Origin of the sequence: Brevibacillus jepli (genome assembly GCF_047229145.1) — a bacterium.
Lineage (GTDB): Bacteria > Bacillota > Bacilli > Brevibacillales > Brevibacillaceae > Brevibacillus.
On sequence record NZ_JBFEFW010000005.1, the window covers coordinates 224,971 to 245,691 of the forward strand.

17 protein-coding genes are annotated in these 20,721 nt (G+C 49.6%); 3 read left to right on the forward strand and 14 right to left on the reverse strand.

Going from position 1 to position 20,721, the window contains the following annotated elements; translation table 11 throughout:
• Nucleotides 1-6: 6 nt before the first annotated feature.
• Nucleotides 7-615, reverse strand: a complete 609-nt coding sequence (locus AB1L17_RS07985) for an ankyrin repeat domain-containing protein (RefSeq protein WP_412846511.1) — start codon at nucleotides 613-615, stop codon at nucleotides 7-9.
• Between the two features lie 214 nt (nucleotides 616-829).
• Between AB1L17_RS07985 and AB1L17_RS07990 the strand changes: the two genes are divergently transcribed.
• The gene (locus AB1L17_RS07990; RefSeq protein WP_412846513.1) at nucleotides 830-2,524 is read left to right on the forward strand and encodes a PucR family transcriptional regulator; all 1,695 of its coding nucleotides are present in this window, start codon (nucleotides 830-832) and stop codon (nucleotides 2,522-2,524) included.
• A gap of 229 nt (nucleotides 2,525-2,753) precedes the next feature.
• Here AB1L17_RS07990 and AB1L17_RS07995 read toward each other — a convergent pair whose 3' ends face one another.
• The 4 genes from AB1L17_RS07995 to AB1L17_RS08010 form a co-directional block, all read right to left on the reverse strand.
• Complete coding sequence (locus AB1L17_RS07995; protein ID WP_412846514.1) at nucleotides 2,754-3,368, reverse strand: PH domain-containing protein; 615 nt, start codon at nucleotides 3,366-3,368, stop codon at nucleotides 2,754-2,756.
• A 78-nt stretch (nucleotides 3,369-3,446) separates the two neighbouring features.
• A complete protein-coding gene (locus tag AB1L17_RS08000; protein ID WP_412846515.1) occupies nucleotides 3,447-3,794 on the reverse strand; it encodes a DUF1801 domain-containing protein in 348 nt (115 codons plus the stop codon).
• Nucleotides 3,795-3,891: 97 nt separating this feature from the next.
• The gene (locus tag AB1L17_RS08005) at nucleotides 3,892-4,449 is read right to left on the reverse strand and encodes a nitroreductase family protein (protein ID WP_412846516.1); all 558 of its coding nucleotides are present in this window, start codon (nucleotides 4,447-4,449) and stop codon (nucleotides 3,892-3,894) included.
• 82 nt (nucleotides 4,450-4,531) lie between these two features.
• Nucleotides 4,532-4,786 (reverse strand): hypothetical protein, encoded by a 255-nt coding sequence (locus tag AB1L17_RS08010; protein ID WP_412846518.1) that lies wholly within the window; start codon nucleotides 4,784-4,786, stop codon nucleotides 4,532-4,534.
• A 69-nt stretch (nucleotides 4,787-4,855) separates the two neighbouring features.
• Between AB1L17_RS08010 and AB1L17_RS08015 the strand changes: the two genes are divergently transcribed.
• Nucleotides 4,856-5,239, forward strand: a complete 384-nt coding sequence (locus AB1L17_RS08015) for a RidA family protein (RefSeq protein ID WP_412846573.1) — start codon at nucleotides 4,856-4,858, stop codon at nucleotides 5,237-5,239.
• Nucleotides 5,240-5,555: 316 nt separating this feature from the next.
• Nucleotides 5,556-6,422, forward strand: coding sequence for an SDR family oxidoreductase (locus AB1L17_RS08020; RefSeq protein WP_412846519.1), 867 nt, complete (start codon nucleotides 5,556-5,558; stop codon nucleotides 6,420-6,422).
• 278 nt (nucleotides 6,423-6,700) lie between these two features.
• Here AB1L17_RS08020 and AB1L17_RS08025 read toward each other — a convergent pair whose 3' ends face one another.
• The 9 genes from AB1L17_RS08025 to AB1L17_RS08065 all read right to left on the reverse strand — a co-directional run bounded on the left by AB1L17_RS08025 (nucleotide 6,701) and on the right by AB1L17_RS08065 (nucleotide 20,571).
• Complete coding sequence (locus AB1L17_RS08025; protein ID WP_412846520.1) at nucleotides 6,701-7,438, reverse strand: PIG-L deacetylase family protein; 738 nt, start codon at nucleotides 7,436-7,438, stop codon at nucleotides 6,701-6,703.
• Nucleotides 7,439-7,448: 10 nt separating this feature from the next.
• Nucleotides 7,449-8,465: an N-acetylglucosamine kinase gene (locus AB1L17_RS08030; protein WP_412846521.1), complete on the reverse strand. Its 1,017-nt coding sequence runs from the start codon at nucleotides 8,463-8,465 to the stop codon at nucleotides 7,449-7,451.
• Nucleotides 8,465-9,973 carry an argininosuccinate lyase gene (argH, locus tag AB1L17_RS08035; RefSeq protein WP_412846522.1) on the reverse strand — a complete coding sequence of 503 codons (1,509 nt, stop codon included), beginning with the start codon at nucleotides 9,971-9,973 and terminating at the stop codon, nucleotides 8,465-8,467. Before argH ends, AB1L17_RS08030 begins: the two co-directional genes overlap by 1 nt.
• A 108-nt stretch (nucleotides 9,974-10,081) precedes the next feature.
• Complete coding sequence (locus AB1L17_RS08040; RefSeq protein WP_412846523.1) at nucleotides 10,082-12,613, reverse strand: NEW3 domain-containing protein; 2,532 nt, start codon at nucleotides 12,611-12,613, stop codon at nucleotides 10,082-10,084.
• Between the two features lie 121 nt (nucleotides 12,614-12,734).
• Complete coding sequence (locus AB1L17_RS08045) at nucleotides 12,735-15,254, reverse strand: NEW3 domain-containing protein (protein WP_412846574.1); 2,520 nt, start codon at nucleotides 15,252-15,254, stop codon at nucleotides 12,735-12,737.
• A gap of 53 nt (nucleotides 15,255-15,307) precedes the next feature.
• Nucleotides 15,308-17,035: an ABC transporter permease gene (locus tag AB1L17_RS08050; RefSeq protein WP_412846524.1), complete on the reverse strand. Its 1,728-nt coding sequence runs from the start codon at nucleotides 17,033-17,035 to the stop codon at nucleotides 15,308-15,310.
• 14 nt (nucleotides 17,036-17,049) lie between these two features.
• Nucleotides 17,050-18,126, reverse strand: coding sequence for an ABC transporter ATP-binding protein (locus tag AB1L17_RS08055; RefSeq protein ID WP_412846525.1), 1,077 nt, complete (start codon nucleotides 18,124-18,126; stop codon nucleotides 17,050-17,052).
• Between the two features lie 123 nt (nucleotides 18,127-18,249).
• The gene (locus tag AB1L17_RS08060) at nucleotides 18,250-19,368 is read right to left on the reverse strand and encodes an extracellular solute-binding protein (protein WP_412846526.1); all 1,119 of its coding nucleotides are present in this window, start codon (nucleotides 19,366-19,368) and stop codon (nucleotides 18,250-18,252) included.
• A 24-nt stretch (nucleotides 19,369-19,392) separates the two neighbouring features.
• Nucleotides 19,393-20,571, reverse strand: coding sequence for an ROK family protein (locus AB1L17_RS08065; protein ID WP_412846527.1), 1,179 nt, complete (start codon nucleotides 20,569-20,571; stop codon nucleotides 19,393-19,395).
• Nucleotides 20,572-20,721: the final 150 nt, after the last annotated feature.

Here is a 20,721-nt window from a genome sequence, read left to right on the forward strand (position 1 = left end):
GACGCTTTACTTCGCTCCTGCTGCAAGCAGAATTTGCTCGATTTCGGTGTAGCCTTTTCTTCTTGCAAGCTCAAGCGGTGTTACGCCGTATTTATCTACCATGTGCACGTTTGCACCATGCTCAATTAACAATTTGATGATCGTTTGCTGTTTTTCGCCGCCATCACCCAGGATGATTGCTTCGATGAGTGGTGTCCAGCCAACAAAGTTGGTGTGATTCACATTGATGTCCGTTGTTGTTACCAGCTCACGCACGATTTCTACATGACCTTTTTCAGAAGCTGGTGTAATCCCTACTCCACCAAAACGAGTCAACAGCTCCAGGTTTGTTCCTGCCTTGATCATCATTTTGACGAGTTCCAGCTTGTTGTTGATGCAACCGAACAGAAACGGGTTGAAGCATGTCTCATCCTGCAAATCTACATCTGCACCCGCTTCTACCAAAAACGATACCGCTTCCAATTTGTCGTTCATAGCAGCAGTCAGAATCGCTGTACGCTTTTGTCTGTTTCTTGCGTTAATATCTAAGCCCTGCTCCAGATGCTTTTTCAGTGCTTCGATATTCCCCTCAGCCGCTGCCTCGAGAAATGCTTGTACTACGCTTTTGTCTGTCATAGTAAGCCCTCCATGATCTCGTGATTGAACAACCCGCCAAGATTGGCTCCGCGCTGCTCTATTAAAAAACAATTAGACAAGCACTCTTACTTACATCATTATTTTAGACAGGATGAATGGAATCGTCATTGTGTATGGAAACTAAAAAAATTGACGTTCACTTGTGCACATTGCACAATTACAGGAATCCCTTTGTGGCAAAGGAGTGAACAGGGTGCTGACCATTAAAGATTTGCTTACTATCCAATCCATAGACGGCATCAAAATCATCGCCGGGGAGCAAGGCATCAATAACGTTATCTCCATCGTCAATATTATGGAAAACCCGGATGCTTTTGACTGGCTGTCTTCCAATGAATTACTGCTCTCTACCGGATATATTTTCAAGGACAATCCCGAGCTGCAAAATAAAATCATCAAGGAACTGGCAGAGATCAACTGCTCCGGGCTCGTTATCAAGATGCACCGCTATTTCGATCAAATCCCGCAAAACATGATTGATCATGCCAACAAATACGGGCTGCCACTCTTGGCCCTGCCTTTTGAATACACGCTGTCTAAAGTGATTGCGATTATTAATGAGAAAGCCTCCGGGCGTTATGATTTGTTGAACCGCAAAACTTTGGACATGCATAACGCGCTATTTCGCATTGCTCTCGAAGGTGGAGGACTCGATCGTATTGCCTCCGAGCTGTCCGAGACGATCAACAACCCGATCCTTATTCTCGATCAGGACTGGCATCTACTCCATTACACGGAAATCTGGCACAATCCGATTCCGCTCGACTCATGCCTGACCTTGATCAAAAACAGACCTGTTTTTACCCGTGACTTCACAGATTCTGTCCCGAAAAATATTAGCCAGATCAAAAAGTCGATCAAGCGTATTTACCACGCAAAGGATTATGAGATCAAATGCAGGATTCTTCCTGTTGCCGTTGCCAATCACATCTACGGATACATCGTCGTCTGGCAAACCGTTTGGGAGCTGACTGAATTTGACTACATCGTGCTGGAGCAAGCATCCACGATCGTGGCGCTGGAGCGGATCAAGGCGAGGGAAATCGAGGAAGTGAAGCTGAAGATCAGACAAGACTTTTTCGATGACTTGTTAACGGGAAAAATCACCTCGTCTGACTCGCTGCAAACCTTATGTGATTTGCACGGACTGCAATCGAGCTACATGTATTTTTGTATGGTCATTAATATCGAGCCTGTGGAGCTGGAAAATTTGGAGGATATCATCGATCGCAAGTATGAGCTGGATCGAATCGCCAAAAGATGTGTGGATCTCGTCTATGACCATTCGAGTAAAGCTCCTGGAGAAATCACATGCTTTTATCGGAACAACCGGATTATCATCCTCATCGGACAAAATGAGCAAAAACCCGTGGTGTCAGCAAGTGAAGCCAAGCAATTCGCCAATGAGCTGTACAACGCTCTCGTGGATAAAATCAAGAAAACCTTGTTCTTTATTGGGGTAGGACGTCAGTATAAAAACATCGCTTCGCTGCATAAAAGCTTTTCTGAAGCACATGAAGCGATCCGCCTGATGCAGAAGTTCAATAGCAAGGGTGACGTCTCTCATTTTGATGATTACTCCGTCTATCATTTCCTGGATTCCAACATTAAGGACATCGAGCTGGAAGACTTCTTCTTGAAGCGTTTGGGGAAGCTGTACGAGCATGATCAAGAGCTCGGCACGAGCCTCATGGTGACCTTGGACAATTACTTTCTGTACAATCAAAACGTCAGCGAAGCGGCGAAAGCGATGTTCATTCACCGCAATACGTTTATTTATCGGATTGAGAAAATCAAAGAGATTTTGAACATGGATTTGAAAAACTCGGAGGAGCTGCTCCAAATCCAGCTGGCGCTCAAGATCGGCAAGCTTTTGCACAAGGAGTAGAGCTCGAAAGAGCTTGGTCTTCAGGCTGTAGTGGTCGGGAGGAAGGCGTGCCACATGTTTTCCAGTCGCCTTTTTCCTCACTTTGTTCGGGCGGTCTCCTTCCAAACATGTGACACGCCTTCCCGTACAGCTGCTTGGGTTGCTCGGTTTGGACTACACGTAAGAGTAGGAGCTTGGCGAAGATTTCGCTTGAATATAAAAGAGCCTCTTTCAAAGAGGCTCTTCCTGTTTAGTTATGAATGTACTTTTCAAAGACTTTCCCAAAATCTTTCACGACGTACTTGGCGCGGATGTCCGTCAGCCAGTCAAAGGTGTATTGGTTGAGTGCTTTGAATTGCGCAGCGACGTCTGCTTGCTGGCCTGTTACGCGGCCGAGAGTGCTTTGGGCGACGTGGAGGCTTTCTTTTGCGTGATGGAGCGCGATTTCGTTTTCGTGCGTAATGGATGCGATCTGCAAAAGTGCTTTGTAGAGGTCTTTTAGCTCTTCCAGATGCTTTTTATTTACATCAATGGAGTAGTGCTCATTCCCCATGGTGAACTTGATTTCCACATCCAAATCGACAGTTCCGGCTGTTTCCAGATAGACGTTGGAGATTTGGTGGGTGTGGTAGGAGAAGCGGCGCAGCATGCGCTTTTTGCTGGTGGCGCTCGTTCCATCCAGATGAACCAGTCCCAGGTTGGTGAAGCAATACTCATCGGACTTTGATTTGATCAAGAAATAGATTTTCTCATTATCCTCGTGCATGATGTAATCATCAGCGTCCACCTTGTCATAATCGGATGGTTTTACCACGATACCTACATTGCTCAAGCCAAGCGCGTCTGCCGCAAGCTTTCCAAACATAATCAAACAGCTCCCCTCGATATGTACGGTTAAACCTTTACCATTTATACGTTCGCGGGGAGACTTAGTTGCAACAAACTACTGTGCTTCACCCAATTTTTTGAGAAGACCTGCAAGGACATCAAAATCAAATTCTTTTCCGTCCCGAATTTTGATGGTCTTCCGATCAGCATGGTCAGACTTCTCGAAAAATCCCGCTGGCGCAGCCAGATTCGCCGCTTGAAACAGCGTTACGTTAATCCAGCCCTTTGCCGGAAAAAACACGCATGCTTGTTTGCCCTGGATGGAGTAAAAAGCTTGTTTATACTTTACCTGCTCTTCTACATTCGGGATGTTTTCATGGATGAGCTGGCGAATGCGATTGCAAACCTCTACCTGAGATTCATTGGTTATGTTTTGGATATAATCCGTTACTTGTTGATTCATGAATAGTCCTCCGCTTCCACAAAGTGATGGTGCTTCTTGTCTTTATGATAATCGCCATATATACTCGGAGGCTTCTTCTGGATTGCTATTCTACTAATTACATCCAGGTCGTCTTCTCTTCCGCTGCTACCCGACTGGTCTCAGGTGCATCTACTTCGGGATACCCAATAAACAACGTGCCCACGACCTTTTTATTTTCAGGCGATCCGAGGAATTGCAGCAAGCGCTCGTCGCGAACCAAGCCGACGCCTCTCGTGCGCCATACCATGCCCAGTCCGAGCTCCTTGGCTGCGAGCCACATGGAGTGAATCGCGCAGCATACTGCATATTCATTATCCTCCGAGGATGCTTCATCGCCCGGGATCACATCTGCTGTCGCGACGATGACGAGCGGTGTCTTTTCCAAGACTGCCAAGGAATCCTGTACGAGATTCGGCTTGGTCGGAAAGCGCTCTACCAAAAACTGCTTCGCGATCTCTTCGAACCGCAGCTTCGCCTCTCCTCTGATCACGTAAAAATGCCACGGCTGACGCAGACGGTCGTTTGGCGCCAACACCGCGCAATCTAGCAGTGCCTTGATTTTTTCTGTTTCTACTTCTTTTGGAATATAGTTGCGAACAGCTCTTCTGCTTTTGAGTGCTTCTAATACGGACACTTTGCTTCCTCCTTGAAACCACCATTTTCTTACTTTTCTCACTCATTATAATGGAGGTTGTCACGGTTCGTACAGGCATCCCTCACCGGGAATGAATCGCGGAATGGACGCGATGTTCGTCTTCTTTTGCCACGTAGATGTCGTACTGCACACGATCTTCGTGGGGAAACATGGCCATATCGCAACCAAAATGACGGGGTGCATTGGAGTGAGAGCGTGTCCGAAAACGAATGCCATGCGCCTCCAATTGATACGCGACACGTAAGTACTCTTCATGCCCAATGGCTGTGTAGATCAAGCATTTGTACTTGGAAAAAAGAGTGAGAAAAAAGTCCATAGCCAGTTCCTCCTACGCTCTTTCTTGTAGTATATTCCAATTATTATAAAAAGGGATGGTGTTTGTATGATGGAACGAAAGAAAGTATTCACGGGCTCCCCGTGGGAACCAATCGTCGGTTATTGTCGGGCAATCCGCATAGGTGACCGGATCGAAGTCGCAGGCACAACCGCCATGAAGGACGGAGAAGTCGTTGGTATAGGGAATGCCTATGAGCAAACCAGATTCATTTTGGAGACGATTGAAAAAGCATTACGGGAATTACATGCAGATATGTCTCATGTCGTCAGAACGCGGATATTTGTTACGGATATCAGTAAATGGGAAGAGATCGGGAAGGCGCATGGCGAGTTTTTCCGCGAGGTTCAGCCTGTCGCTACGATGGTGGAGGTCAAAGCATTGATTGATCCGCGTTTACTCGTCGAGATTGAAGTGGAGGCGATTGTGGTTTAGTTTGATTAAAAAAGGAGGTTTACATGAAAATTGTAAGGCTTCTCCTCTTTATTTGCTGTATGGTATCGGTCATGTCGATGGCGTAAAACGGAAGCTGGACGTTCATCTATTGGTCCGCTGACGACAATCGCGTAGATATTATTTCAGACCCTATCAAAATCATGAACCATATCAATAAACGTACTTACTGCGCCCGACTTTGTTTTGCATGAGCTTCAATTTGATAATCCAAAGGAAGCAAAGCAGTTTCGCTCTCTAATCTTGTAGAAAGTGTACTAACTAAGTGCTAAAAACTAAATTCTGGGGAGGAGTCGATATGACCACCATATTGGTAACAGGATCTACAGGGAATATCGGGAGTTATGTTGTAACTGAGCTACTCAAACGAGAGGCAAAGGTTCGAGCCGCAGTGACCAATATTGAGAGGGCAAGAACATTTTTTCAACCGCATCCCAATTTAGAAATGACACCATTTGATTTCCTTCAGCCCTCCACCTATCCAGCAGCGCTCAAGGACATAAATAAAATCTTCTTAATACGCCCGCCCCAACTAGCAAAACCAAAAAAGGAAATGCTCCCCTTCCTGAAAGCTGCTAAATCGGCTGGAGTTGAGCACATTGTATTCGTATCTTTAATTGGCGTGGAAAAGAATCCTGTTGTTCCACATTACAAAATTGAAAATTTGATCCTTGAATTAGGCTTTACCTACACTTTTTTGCGTCCAAGCTTCTTTATGCAGAATTTGAATACCACACACCGTGAAGATATTACGATTCGCAACGAATTGTACATACCTGTAGGAAAGGCAAAGACGAGTTTCATTGATACACGTGATATAGGTGAAGCTGCTGCGGTTTGTCTTACCCGTACAGAACACGAGAATAAGAAATATGAATTAACCGGTCCCGAAGCCCTAAGCTATGATGAAGTTGCTACCATAATGTCTAGAATTCTAGGTCGGAAAATCGTATATAAAAACCCAAATGTTTTTTCATTTCGAAAAACAAGTATTAAACGAGGCATGCCAAAGGGCTTCGCAAACGTGATGACGATACTCTACACGATGACTAGGTTTGGTACCGCAAAAAAGATAACTCATGATCTAGAAAAAATTCTAACTCATCAACCCATCACCTTTGAACAATATGTTAAAGATCATAAAAGAGACTTCAATAAGCTGTAGATATGATGGAAAACACGGAGATTGTCAATACGTTAAAGTAATCACGCACAAAGAACTTGGTGGGAACGAACCATCAGCAGAGTCGAGAATCTCTTTTGGTCAAGAATGTGTGGCACTGTGGGGATACGACCTTGAATTTTATCGGAACCGTCCGTACAAGCGTCGTGACGATTTTTATCGGGAGTTTTGAGCTGATTAATGGAAATGTAGTCGGGAGTTGACAAAAAAATCAGGCTGACGAGCGAGAAGCATGCTGGTCAGCCTGATTTTTTTCTCGACTATAATTCAATGACAGGAATACCGCCAGTTCCACTCTCAGGATCGACAGACTTCCCCGCTGACCGCACCAAAGTAAAATACTCATAGCAGCCAATGACGCCAAAATCCCCATCGATAACTCCCGGGTAAGCGCGATTCACGGAATACTCCTGACTGAGGTGAGCCCGCAGCGCCTCTCCTTTTTGCGCCCGATAGCCCGAGATATCGACCTTGCCTGTAATCGGAACGGCCGGCTTTGGGCCATGATCCGGGCAATGATCGTAATAGTGTGGGATCGAAACATAGTACAAATCAGGATATTCCGCTGGAACCATGCTCGCCTCCGCTTGTTCGACCGCCCGTGTCGTCGCCTCGCACGTGACGATATGATCGGGATGACCCGTCACGCCATCCGGTGGAAACGTGACGACGACATTAGGCTTCCAATCTTCAATCGCTTTGCGAATCCTGTTCACCAGCTCATCCAGATCGGCATTTTGCAAGGAGCCATCCGGGTACCGGAATAAGTCGAGACGACTGATCCCGAGTACTTCCGCCGCTGTTTTCAGCTCCAGCTCTCGATGTTTTGCCAGCTTTTCTCTGCAATCGATATCGAATGGACCGCTGCGTCCTTTGCAGCCGGAGGTAATGCACAAATAACACGTTTCATACCCAGCGTCCTTGCACTTTGCCAACGTCCCCCCACAGGCAAAAGACTCATCGTCGGGATGGGGAAAGACGACCATCACTCTTTTCATTTCTTGCACCTCACTTACTGCCGGATTGGCGTTCTAAATAAGCCAATCCTTTTGCTATGACACCGTATATCGGATCGTTTTGCGCGTTTTCGATGACGACCTGCGAAGCGTACCCTCGGACGCGCTCTACGACGATCTCTCGCACGCGATCATCGTTTTGCAAAACGCCCCCCTGCATGATCATCAGAAACGGCTTGGCTTTCATTTGCAGCGTATCAATGACAGCCCGAGCAGCATCGAAAAGCTCTTCGCCAGCTACCTGCAGGATCGCTGCCGCCACCTTGTCTCCGGCAAGTGCCGCTTGACTGACCAATGGCGACAGCTCTCCTACCTTCTCTACGGAATAATGCTCACTGTACGTCCAGTTAAACAATTCATCTACACGTCCCAGGCCTACGTGAGGAAGGAGCAGCTCCTTCAATACAGTCGGTTCGCCGCGACCATCTGCTGCTTTTAACACCGCCATGATCGCTTGCTTCCCGATCCAATATCCACTACCCTCGTCACCAACCCGATGCCCCCAGCCTCCTGCACGAGCCGTTTCCTGTTCATCGTTGACACCAAAGGCAATCGAGCCTGTTCCTGCGATAACCAGAATGCCGGGCTTGCCTCCGGTTGCACCGAGCAATGCCGCAAATCCGTCGTTTTCCACTATCAGATGCTGGACGCGAATGCCGAGCTGGTGCAGCACCTTGCTCACCATTCGCGAGATCACCTGACGATCATACTCCGTGTCCAAGCCAGCGAGCCCGAACACCGCGCACTCAATTTCCCATTCCATTGAACCATTCGGAGTCGGAGTGCCGCTCACAAATGGGGCGACTGTATCACGAGCAATTGCATCGTCAAACGCCTGCTGGATCGCTGCGACCAATTCGCGAGCTGCGGCTTCCTCTCCGATCCCCTGATAATTGCATGAGCCGGAGCGCCCTGCACCGACTTCGTTTCTGGAGCGGTCCACCAGTACCGCCAGACACTTGGTGCCCCCTCCGTCCACTGCCAGAAGAGGTATTCGCACCACTGCCATTACCCCACACTCCATTCGGCTGTCATCTGATCTAGCCCTTTCATCACATTCGCAATCGCCTGCTTTTTCTCCTCCAGCCATTCTGTTTCCTTCTGGAGAACAGCTCTGCGCTCTGCGATCATGCGCTTGATTTCGTCTGGATTTGGCCCCCCAGGAAGCTTGCGGAGCATTACGAAATGTACCGGGTCAAGTGCCAATCTCAGCTCTTCTGCTGTGAGCGACAGCTCCCGGCCGATCACCTCCACTGCTGCACGGTTTACCAGCTCTAGGCTGATCTGATTCGCTGCAAGCTGCTCGCTCATCGCTTCTTTTACCACACGACTTACGATGTGATGAGATTTGCGGAAGGAGAGTCGATCCGTGCGCACCAATGTATCCGCCAGCTCTGTTACGGTAGCAAAGCTGCCTTTTGCCCGCTCCAGGAGTACGTCCTTGTTCACTTCCATCGTACCCACGACGCACGCCATCAAGCGGTACATCTGCTCCAGAACGCCCATACTGCGCCACGCGTAAGGCTGCATGTCATCTTCCGTATCCACGATGTCGCCAAAAGGCGTATTGTGCATCATCGTAAGTACAGTCGTCGCGTTACCTGCGGCACTGGACAACAGGGAACGCATATGCTCAAAGGAAACCGGATTTCGTTTTTGTGGCATGATCGAGCTGATCTGCACGTATGGACTCGCGACTTTCAATCCCGCGAATTCTTGTGTGCACCACAACAGCATATCTTGAACGGTACGCCCCAAATTAATCGCTGCCAATTGAACCGCTGTTGCTACTTCACCCAAATAATCCGCGCCGCAGACAGCATCATAGGAATTTTCCACCAACTCATCAAATCCGAGCAATTCACGCATCCGCTCCCGGCTGATTGCAAAGCCAGAAGTCGTCAAGGCTGCTGCCCCCATCGGTGAGCGATTGACTGTGTGATAGGCTTGGATCAGTCGCTTGATATCACGACTGAGCATGTCAGTAGCTGCCATGATGTAATGTGCCATTGTTGTCGGCTGAGCTTGTTGTGTGTGTGTGTAGCCAATCATGACCGTTTCAACATGCTCATTTGCAAAGAGGAGCAAATGCTCTTTCAGATAGAGGGCAGAAGCCAGGGTCACCAACAATTTTTCACGCAGCACCATGCGGTAAATCGTAATCCCCATGTCGTTGCGACTGCGTGCCAGATGCAGATTTCCTGCTACATCAGGGGCCAGCTCCAACAACCGGCTCTCTACCTGAAAGAACAAATCTTCAAACTGCCCGGTGTAATGCGATTGGCGCAGCTCTTCCATTTCGATCCCACACAATGCACCCGCAATTCTTTTAGCCTCATCGTCTGTGAGTAATTCTTGTTCGCGCAGCATGATCAGATGTGCCTTGTTAATCGTCATCATCGGATGCAGCAAATGATGCTTCGCTTCGTTAAATGCAGGCTCTAAAACGGCCTCCACGTATGTCTTTCCCGGGAAACTGGCTCCCTCTTGTTGAAAAATGCGATCTCTGTAATTCATCTCTTGCATCTCCTTCCTACCCATTCGTAAGCTGCTTCTATTTTTGCGTAAGATCTTCTTTAGAGTAGGGAGGCGACCGACGAACGATCGCCTTCCCTCTATCTATGATTACTGCTGCGGGCTGACCATATTGACAAACAAACGGATCGCCCCCGGTACGAGAGCCGGAATTTCGCGATACCACACGAGAGAGCTGTAGGTGTACGTTCCCCTTCCATACTTGGCAGTGAGGTACGTACCCGTAAATTCCTTCTCGCCTTCATCTCCATTGGAGATTAGCTCGGTGTATTCCTTGCCCCACTCGGATGGATTGTAAGCCGAGCGATCCTGAATCCAGTTGTCCCAATCTTCCTCTGTGATTTTGTTTGGCGCATTGAACAAGGCGTGATCAGGCGCCAGCACCGTCACTTTGGAATTTTCGTCTGTGACACGCCATTGAATCAGCGGTGCCCCGATTTTGATCGGATAAGGAGCCAGCTCCGGCTTCCATTTATCCTCAGGCTTGTGGTATTGCACGACCAGATTTCCGCCGTTTTCCACGTACTTCAGCAAGCGTGCATTCGAAGGAATCAACTCAGGTCGGAATCCATAAGCGCGAATGCCCAGAACAATCGTATCGTATTGATCCAGATCGCCAGACTCGATATCTTTTGCCGACAGATTGGTCACATCGACTCCCAATTGCGTCAAATACTGATCGATATTGTCAAAGCCACTGGATACGTAACCGACCTTCAGTCCTTCTGGCACCTTCAGGTCAAATGCCTGGATCGCAAGCGTTGCTGGTTGGACGAAATAAGTCGTGCCGATATGCGGGTAACGGATGACCTGTGCCCCATGTCGGCTCTCTTTGCCACTGCCCGACGCTACTGCTTTCACTGTATACTTATCCGGCTTTACCGAAGCGTCTGCTTTGACCGTAAAGGCAACCGACTTCGTTTCTCCCTTGGCGTCAAAGGAGAGCGGTGCTGCTTGTGGTTCTACGCTCCAGCCTTTTGGTACATCGAGAGAAATGTTCGTTTTTGCAGCACCCGGATTGTAGTTTTTCACAGTGACCTTGACTGGAATAGGCTCCTCTGGCTTCTGCGTATTCAAAACCGTCGCATTCGGACTCAGCACCATAGAAAAAGATGGAAGAACTGCAATGGCATCTGCTGGTGTCACATGGCTATTAGCCGTCGAGCCTGCGAAGCTGTAGCTAATGTCTGCCGTAATGGCTGGAGCGGCGTACGGTTGGAACAGAGCGGCATCAGAAGGAACTGTGACATCAAATGTCGTTTTCACCGTCTGATTGTATCCGAGTGATGAGAAGCTGGTGGTCGATTGCGGCTTGGCTTGCCAGCCTTTTGGTACATTCAGCGCGAGTTTGATCTTCCCGACTTTTGCTTGGCCGCCATTGTAAGCCGTGACCGTTACTTTCGTTGTTTGACCTGCTACCAGCTCAGTTGTCTCAGGCTTTACCTTCGTCACGAGCGAGAGTGCTTCTGCACTAGCTTTGTTTAGCTGAGATTTCTTCACTCCCAAACGATGGCGCAAGTCTGTTTTTGTGTCAGCTGGCAAGGAGGACGCTTGGACTGCTGCCGTCGCTTTTTCCACATCCGCCAGCATTTCATGCGCTTCCTTCGCTACTGTGGCAAAGCTTGGGTACGCAGCAATGACCTCTGCGGCATCCTTTTGCAGCTTTTTCAGTTCGCCAGCGACTTTTTCTCCACCAGACTGGCTGGCCACTTCCTTGGCCAAATCGTCAAAGGTATAGGCGATTCCCTCGAAAAAGTCTGCTTCTTTGTCTTTCGTCTCTACGATGGATTGATCCAGCTTGTAATAATTGAAGCTTTGCCCCTCGTCATAGTGGCGTCCCATGCCCTGGCTCTTGTGCATAAAACGGGATTCTTCACCTAGCTGGACGTAAGAGGCACCATAAATTTCGTCATAGTCCCCAACAGGCACCTTGACCGAGTAATCCTTTTCCTTTGCAGGCAGATACAGCTTCTTCACCTGCCAAGGCCCCAAGCCTTCCTTCCCATGCTGCGGAAAAACGTTTGGATCTGCGGCATCCTTGAATGCCCGTACCGTAATGACATTAATCGCGCGATGATGACCGTGAGTCGAAGGTTCGTTCAAAAATGCGGGAATCACGACATCGGGTCTCAGTGTCCGGATATGGCGGATGAGCTTTTCGTACGCTACATCCTCGCCCCACTTTTGCAGGGTTTCATCCGGGCTTTTGGAAAAGCCGAAGTCAAAAATCGGGTCGTCGATTTTTTCACTGAGGTTCTCCAGATGGATGTTCGTGATTTTGGAAGCTTCCTGCAGTTCGCGGGTACGAATGATCCCCAGCGCATTCCCCAGCTCGCTGCCGATCTCGTTCTGTCCTCCCTCGCCTCGGTTCGCAATGACACTGGATGTGTCCACCCCTTTGCCTAGCGACAAATACGCGAGCATCGAACTATGCTCGTCATCCGGATGTGCTCCTGTGTTCATCGCGCTCGCAACTGTGGTGAGCGGCTTGATCGCTTTCCACAGGTCGACAACCCCGCGGTCTGCATGGGCGGTCTCGGGTGCTACCGGCATAACCAGACTCGTGGCCAGCACCGCTGCAGTCGTAATCGTGTACAGCTTGGCAAGTTTCCCCTTACTCAATGAACAACTCCTCCATTCCATAATCAGATTGATGTCTATATCAATCATGGCGGTATGTACGTTTGCTTTTCATTGATGTAGCCATGGATCGACCCACGGTTGGCCCGGAGTGGATGGGGCATTACTGCTTCTGACTGATCATGTTGACGAACAAGCGAAAAGCGCCAGGGACTAGCTGTGGTATCTCGCGGAACCAGGCAAGCGAGCTGTACGTATACGTCCCTTTTCCATAATGCGCCGTGAGGAAAATGCCACGGAACTCCGGCTCTCCCGGATCACTTGTCGCAATCAGCTCGGTATACTCGCTTCCCCAGCGAGAAGGATTGTAGATGGAGCGCTCCTGCACCCATCCATCCCAGTCTGCTTGAGTGATCACGTTCGGCTCCTGAAACAATGGATGATCAGGGGCCAGCATACGGACATCTGATTGCTCATTGGTCACCCGCCAATCAATCAGCGACTCGCCAATAAAAATGGGGTATGGTGCCAAGTGTGGCTTCCACTTATCCTCCGGCTTGTGATATTGAACGACGAGATTTCCGCCGTTTTCTACATACTGCAAAAGCCGCTGGTTGCTCTCGATCAATTCGCGGCGGAATCCGTACGCGCGAATCCCGAGAACAATCGTGTCATACCGGGACAAATCGCCCGATTGTATTTCGTTTGCGTCGAGATTGAGGCAATTCACCCCGACCGCGCGCAAGTATTTATCCATATTGTCAAAGCCGCTGGATACGTAGCCGATCCGTTGGTTTTTCGGGATGGCCAGGTCAAAGGCTTGAACAGTCAGCGTAGCGGGCCGGATGAAATACGTGCGGCCGACATGCGGGTATTCAATGACCTGCACATCCTGCGCGATCTCTGTCACACCGTCTGTCCCTGCGACCGTAGCGCTGATCTGATATTTTCCATTCTTCACCTGCGGCTTGGTATGAACAGTAAAAGCGATCGTTTTCGTCTCGCTGCGGAATGAAAACGGAACATCGACAAAGGCTGGCTCCGCTGTCCAGCCTGCCGGGACAACGAGAGCGACCTTGGCCGTAGAGCTTCCCGGACGGTACTGTTTCAGTGTTACCTTAACCGGGATCGTCTCATCCGTATGCAGCGTGTTTCGCACTACATCTGACGGTGTCAGAGTCACGGCATACGGCGGCAATACAGCTACGCGGCTATCTGGCTCCACACGAATTGTACTGGCTGTATCGAAGGCGAAATAGAGCACCTCGACGTCGAGCACGGGCTGCTTGTAAGGATGGAACAGCTCCGCCTGTGCAGGAATCGATACCTCAAATACCGTGCATACCGTCTGGTTGTAAGCAAGTCGCGGAAACGCAGTTGGCGTGAGCGGTTTCGCCGTCCAGCCTTTAGGGACACGCAAACGCAGCTGTACATGCTCAACCTCTAGCGAGCCGCCGTTGTAAGCCGTAACCGTAACCGTGGTCGTTTGACCTGCCACCCATTCCCCTATCTCCGGCTTGATTTTCACAACCAGAGACAGAGCCTCAGCGCTAGCTCGATGCAATTGCGCTTCCTTGATTCCTAGGCGATACATCAAATCTATCTTGGTTTCTTCGTCGAGTGGGGCCTTGTGTACTTCCTGTTGTGCGGACGCAAGCAAAGCCTTCATGCGATGAACCCTTTGTGCCACCTCAGCAAAACGAGGGTAGGCATTCAATACATCCGTTGCCGCATCGTGCATAAGGTGAAGCACTTCCGCGAGTTCTTGCCCGCCTTTTGCAGCGACGCTCTGCGCCAGATCTGCAAAGCTGAAAGGCAGTCCGGAAAAAAAGTCTCGCTCTTTTTCCGGTGCAGCAGAGACAGATGCATCCAAGCGATAGTAATTGTAGGTCGGGCCTTCATCGTAATGAACACCCATGCCCTGTGTCTTATGCATGAACCTGGATCGCTCACCAAGCTGGACATACGAGGAGCCATAGATTTGATCGTATTCCCCAACGGGTACAGCGACATGGTAATCATCGTTGTCCATGATGGGCAAATACAGCTTTTTCATCTGCCACGGCAAAAGTCCAGCCTGTATATGCTCAGGAAAGATGTGTGGATCGGCTGCTTCATGAAAAGCTCGCTGTGTCAGCAACGTAATCGCCCGATGATGGCCGTGTGTCGTCGGTTCATTTTCAAAGCAAGCGACTACAACATCGGGGCGCAGCTCTCTGATTTTGCGGATCAATCGCTCGTAGACAACCTCTTCGCCCCATTTGCGGAAAGTTTCTTCGGCGCATTTGGAGAATCCGAAATCATGGATGGGATCATCCAGCTCCTCGCTTAAGATGCCAAGCGTCACATTGCTAAGGGAAGATGCTTCTTCCAGCTCGCGTGTACGGATAATCCCCAGCGCGGTACCTTGCTCGCAGCCGATTTCGTTTTGGCCGCCTTCCCCTCTCGTCGCGATCACACTCGTGGTATACACGCCTCTCCCCAGCGCCAAGTAAGCCAGCATGGCACTGTGCTCGTCGTCCGGATGGGCACCAGTGTTCATCGCACTGGCAATAGTGGCAAGCGGCTTAATTGCTTTCCACAGATCGAGCAGTCCGTGTTCCCCTTGCATGGTGCGAACGGATACGGGAATAGGGGGGCAGGGCAACCTGGTCGGCTGCACCGCCGGTAATTTCTTGTCCATCGATTCACTGACATCCACGTGAAGCTCCTCCTTTTTCACGAAGGCATCCGTCGCTACACGGCAGTTCCAGCCTTATCTCCGGTCAGTTTTCTGGAGATGAACAACACGATGATGATGACCACGATTTGCAAGACACCATAGGCGCAAGCGGTGCCGAATTCATTACTGTACATGCGTTGGAATACAGCGACAGACAATGGCGTCGTACTCGGTGTAAAGATCAGGATTGATGCTACGAACTCCCCGATACACTGAACAAAAGCCAAGAGCGTACCTGCGAGAATTCCTCCCAAAGCCATTGGGAACACGACCCGTCTGAAGCTGTACCACCAGGAAGCACCCAAATTCCGCGCAGCTTCTTCGACTGATGGGTCCATCTGCATCAAAGTCGCGGATGTAGAACGAAACACCAGTGGAAGATGCCGGACAAAATACGCCAACGGGATAATCCAGAAGGTTCCGATCAACACCTGTCCAAAGCTGAATGCATTTGGCTCGCTGAACGCTGCAATCAGGTTGATCGCCACAACTGTCCCTGGCAATGCCCACGGAAGCATGATCAGTACATCAAGAAGCGTTTTCCCGCGAAACTTGAGGCGAACCATGGCATAAGCCGCAGCTACACCGAAAATGACGATCCCGACCACCGCGATAGCCGACAGCTGCAAGCTATTGAGAATCGGGCGCCAGGTTTTGCTGTCTGTGAACAAATCCATGTAGTGAGATAAGGTATACTCCGGAGGCAATATTTGCACCGTCCAGGTACCATCCACCGAGAAGGAGATGAGTACCAATACGAGAATTGGCAACATCAGAATGACTGTACCGATAAAGGACAGCACAATCGTGGTGTAGCGTCCCGCTTTGCTCTTGATCTCGGTACGGTGCACGCTGACCCCTTTGCTCAAATTCTGGTAATTGCGCGCGCCTTGGTACCAACGCATAATCAAGAGAAAGGCAATGGATACAATCGAAAGAATCGTAGACTGTGTCGCAGCCATATCCAAATCTCCATTGGTGCGAGACAGATAGATTTGCATCGTCATTGTTCGGTCAATTCCGAAAATGAGCGGTGCGGTATAGGAAGCCATTGAAATCATGAAAACCAGGAGAGAAGACGCGACCATAGCTGGCGTGAGCATTGGCAAAATAATGCGTCGCCAAACGGTAAAGCGATTCGCTCCGAGACTGGCTGCCGCCTCTTCCAGGGACGGATCGAGTCCTTTGATTGCTGCTGTTGCTGTCATGTAGAAATAGGTGTACATCGTAAACGTATGAACGACGACCACACCCCAAATTCCTTTTAACGAAAAGGGAACCTGGGCAAGCCCAAACAGCTCTTTGATCGCCCTTGGGAAAATACCGCTCTCTCCGTACAAAAAGGTAAACGAGAGAACGCCAATCAGCGGAGGCAAAGCCATCGGAACCAAAGCCAGAACAGAAAGAATTTTTCGTCCTGGAAACTCATAGCGCTCCAATAAAAACGCCATCGTTACTCCGACGATTCCGCACGTAATCACACTGAGTACAGATATATAGACACTGTTCCACAACGCTTCCAGATTGGCAGTATGCTCCAGGCTGAAGAAGCGAATGTAGTTTTTCCACGTAATTTGCTCTTCGATTTTGATACTCGCGACGAACGTTTCAAACAGTGGGTAAATGATATAAGCCAACAATATCAAAAAGAGTGGCGATACCAGCACGTAGACGAACGCGGGTGAAGCGGTGATGGACTTTCGTCTGGCTGCTGTCGGCGCTTGCTGCAACTCTGCTCTCAAAAGCTTCTTCCCCCTTATCCGGCAAAATAAATGCTCTCTTTCGGTATATGTAAGCCGATGGAATCGCCGCGTTGTTTAATGAATCCTCCCAGATTGATGGACATGCTGCGCAAGCTTTCCGATCCTACTTCCGTGACGTAATTGACACACGCCCCTGTAAATTCAGACATGATAACAGAGCCTGTCACCACATTTTGTCCCTCGCTGCCTGTGCTCTCCTGAACGGACTCAGGACGAATGGACAATGTCACCTTCTCTCCGATTGACAGCTGCACACGTGGAGAGGCATTTTTCTTATAACCGCTGAGCAGTTGTCCGGAAGCCGTGCGAACCTGTACTTCATCTCCGTCAAAGCCTGTAACCGTCCCTTCCCACAGATTCGTCTCGCCAATAAAGGAAGCGACAAAACGGTTGACGGGACGATGGTAAATCTCATGCGGTGTTCCGATCTGCTGTACTTCGCCGCTCTGCATGACCATAATCCGGTCTGACATGGACATCGCTTCAGCCTGATCGTGCGTAACGTAAATCGTGGTAATCCCCAGCTCCAGCTGGAGTCTCTTGATCTCGAAGCGCGTCTCTTCTCGGAGCTTCGCATCCAGATTGGACAGCGGCTCATCCAACAGCAGAATCTGCGGCTCGATGACCAGCGCCCGTGCCAGTGCTACCCGTTGCTGTTGTCCACCAGAAAGCTGATCAATGCGGCGTTCGCCATAGCCTTCCAGACGGACCAGCTTCATAATCCGTTCTACGCGCTCTTTTGCTTCTGTTTTGTTAACATTGCGAACCTGCAAGCCAAACGCGATGTTTTCAAAAACTGTCATGTGCGGGAACAACGCGTAGTTTTGGAACACCATCCCGGTATTGCGCTTATGGGGAGGAAGTGATGTAACCTCCTGTGATCCAAAGCGGATATTTCCTTCCGTTGGGTAATAAAAGCCGGCAATCATGCGCAGGGTGGTCGTTTTGCCGCAGCCACTCGGACCGAGAAAAGTAAAGAACTCGCCTGATTCGATATGGATGTGAACATCTTCGACCCCTTTTGCCTGGCCAAACCTTTTGTAAACGTGATCTAGTGTTACGCTGCTCATCGGGTTGTGTTTCCTCCTTCATCGCAAGTCATTTCAAGCTGCGTCCGTATTAAAACAACTTCTATAAGTGACTAGACGGAAAGGACAACGCCTTCCCGCCTAGCTGCTTGGAAAATACCTTCCTTACTTCTTGCCTTTGCCCTTGATGTTTTCATCCCAATGCTGCATCCACTCTTTTTCTTTTGCAGCCATCACAGCCCAATCGAGTTCCATTGGCTTCAGCTCAAGATTTTTCATGAAGTCTGGCAATTCGTCCTTGCTGATATCGGTACGAGATGGGAACTGGAAGCGCTCCTTCGCCAATTGAGCGGCAATTTCAGGGCTCATCAAGAATTCCATGAACTTTTTCGCTGCATCCAGGTTTTTCGCGCCTTTTACCAGAGCCACACCGTCTACGAGAATCGGTGCACCGCTCTTCGGATAGATGAAGTCATACGGATGGTTGTTCTTTTTGCTTTGGATCAGTACGTCCTGCAGGTTCCACAAAGAGATAACGCCCTCTTGGCGGTCCAGCTTCAGGTACAGATTGGTCGGGTCTTGTGTGTACTCTTTTGTATTAGCATCGAGCTTGGTCAGCCATTCATAGCCTTTTTCAGGAGTATCCGCCCCTTGACGGAAGATCATTGCGGAATAAATAGTACGCATCGTGCCGGACGGCAGTACGTTTCGGATGACGATTTTGTCTTTGAATTTCGGGTCGAGCAATTCGTCCCAATCTTGCGGTGCTTCTTCTGGCTTCAGCACCTGCGAGTTGTACATGATGACTTCTGGCAAAAGCATTTCGCCGTACCAGCGATCTTGTGGATCTTTGTACAAATCAGGAATCTTGTCTGCAAAAGTCGGCTTGTAAGGCTCCAGCAAATCTTCATTGGCAGCTGTAGCTAGAGCAGATTGGGTACCGCCCCACCAGAAGTCTGCCTGCGGATTCGCCTTCTCTGCACGAACGCGCTCCAAAATTTGCTGGGCACCCATCTCGAGTGTATCCACTTCAATGTTCGGGTACTTCTCTTTGAATTTTGGCAAAACAATTTCAAAAATGTTTTTGTCCCGTCCGGTGTAGATAACCAGCTTTTGTGGTTCACCCGATGAATCTGCTGGTTGAGCAGCAGGCTGGCCGCCTGTGCTGCTGTCGGCAGGCTTAGCTTCCTGTCCCCCGCTTCCGCATGCGGCCACAGTCAGAGCCAAAGAGCTGACAAATACACCCTTCATCCATGTTTTCAGCTTGCTAGTTGTCTTCTTCAAAACGAACTCCCCCTCTTGTTCTTCTCACTCTTTGTCAAGCAGTCGTGTGAAAGGAAACGCTTCCAAAACACTATGGACAGCGCCAATCAAACCAGCTCGCTCCCCCAGACTCGCTTTTTCGAGACAAGGCACCTCAGGCACCCATTCTCTCAGCCATTCGTGAATTTGCTTCACCCCTTCTTCGTCGACGTGGACCATCTCCCCGCTCAGGATCAATATTTCCGGGTTCAAAATACTAATGATGTTCGCCATCCCGTACGCCCAGTGTCGATACACATCATCCAGAAGCTTCTTTGCTTCTGCATTTTGTTTGGCGTGCCGGATCAGCTCTTCTATGACACTCGACCCTTCCTGAAGGTCAGAGAGAAATCCCTTGGCCTGCTCTTGGATACCCGGAATCGAATAATGCGTCTCAAATACGCCTGACGCGCCATTCGGGCGATTATGTACCGGACCGATCATCATGAAGCCGATCTCGCCTGCTGCTTCACGACTCCCCCGATAAAATTGTCCATCCAGAATGATACCTGCCCCAATCCCAGTTCCCACGTACATGTAGACGACATTGGTATGGCCGACTCCTGCTCCACGGACGTACTCGCCCAGTGTCATCATATTCACGTCATTGTCGATAATGACGGGCAGTCCGAGTCGCGCTTCGATCGTCTGCAGGATCGGTGAGCCCATCCAGCCTGTGCTAGGTGAAAAGCTGACGGTTCCACTGCCACGTTGTGTGACCCCTTGCAAGCCGACCCCCATGCCGAGCAGTCGTTCTTGCGGGATGCCGCTTTCCCGAAGCAAGCGATCCAGTCCTGCTGCCAAATCCTCGATGACGGTCTCACCATTCGCTGGTTGTGCGAGTCGTTTCCGATAGCGAGCCAAAAATTCGCCCTTCATGTCCGCAATGGCCATGTCCAGTGTAGAGCCTTCGAAGATCGCGCCTGCAATTGCATAAGCCTGGTAGTTGTACTCCAACAAAATCGGCTTGCGGCCGCCTTTGGAATCGCCCATCCCTACTTCTTGCAGCAGTCCTTCCTGGATCATTTCATCCACCAGCGCGGAGACACACGGGCGGCTGAGCATGGCTTGTTTGGAGATGTCTGCACGAGAGATCTGTCCATGCGTGATGACCTGCTGAAGAATTTCTTCTTTGTTCAGTTTTTTCACCAGTTTACTGTTGCCTGTTTTTCTCGGAGCTTGCACGCTTCATCAATCACCGCCACACAGTTAGTTAACATTACTAACAAAGATAACCAAATTATAGGCTCACCCACGATCAATAGTCAAACAATTTACATTTGTCTTTCAGATATTTTTTGGGTTTTTAGTGTATATATCCCTTGTTAAAAAATA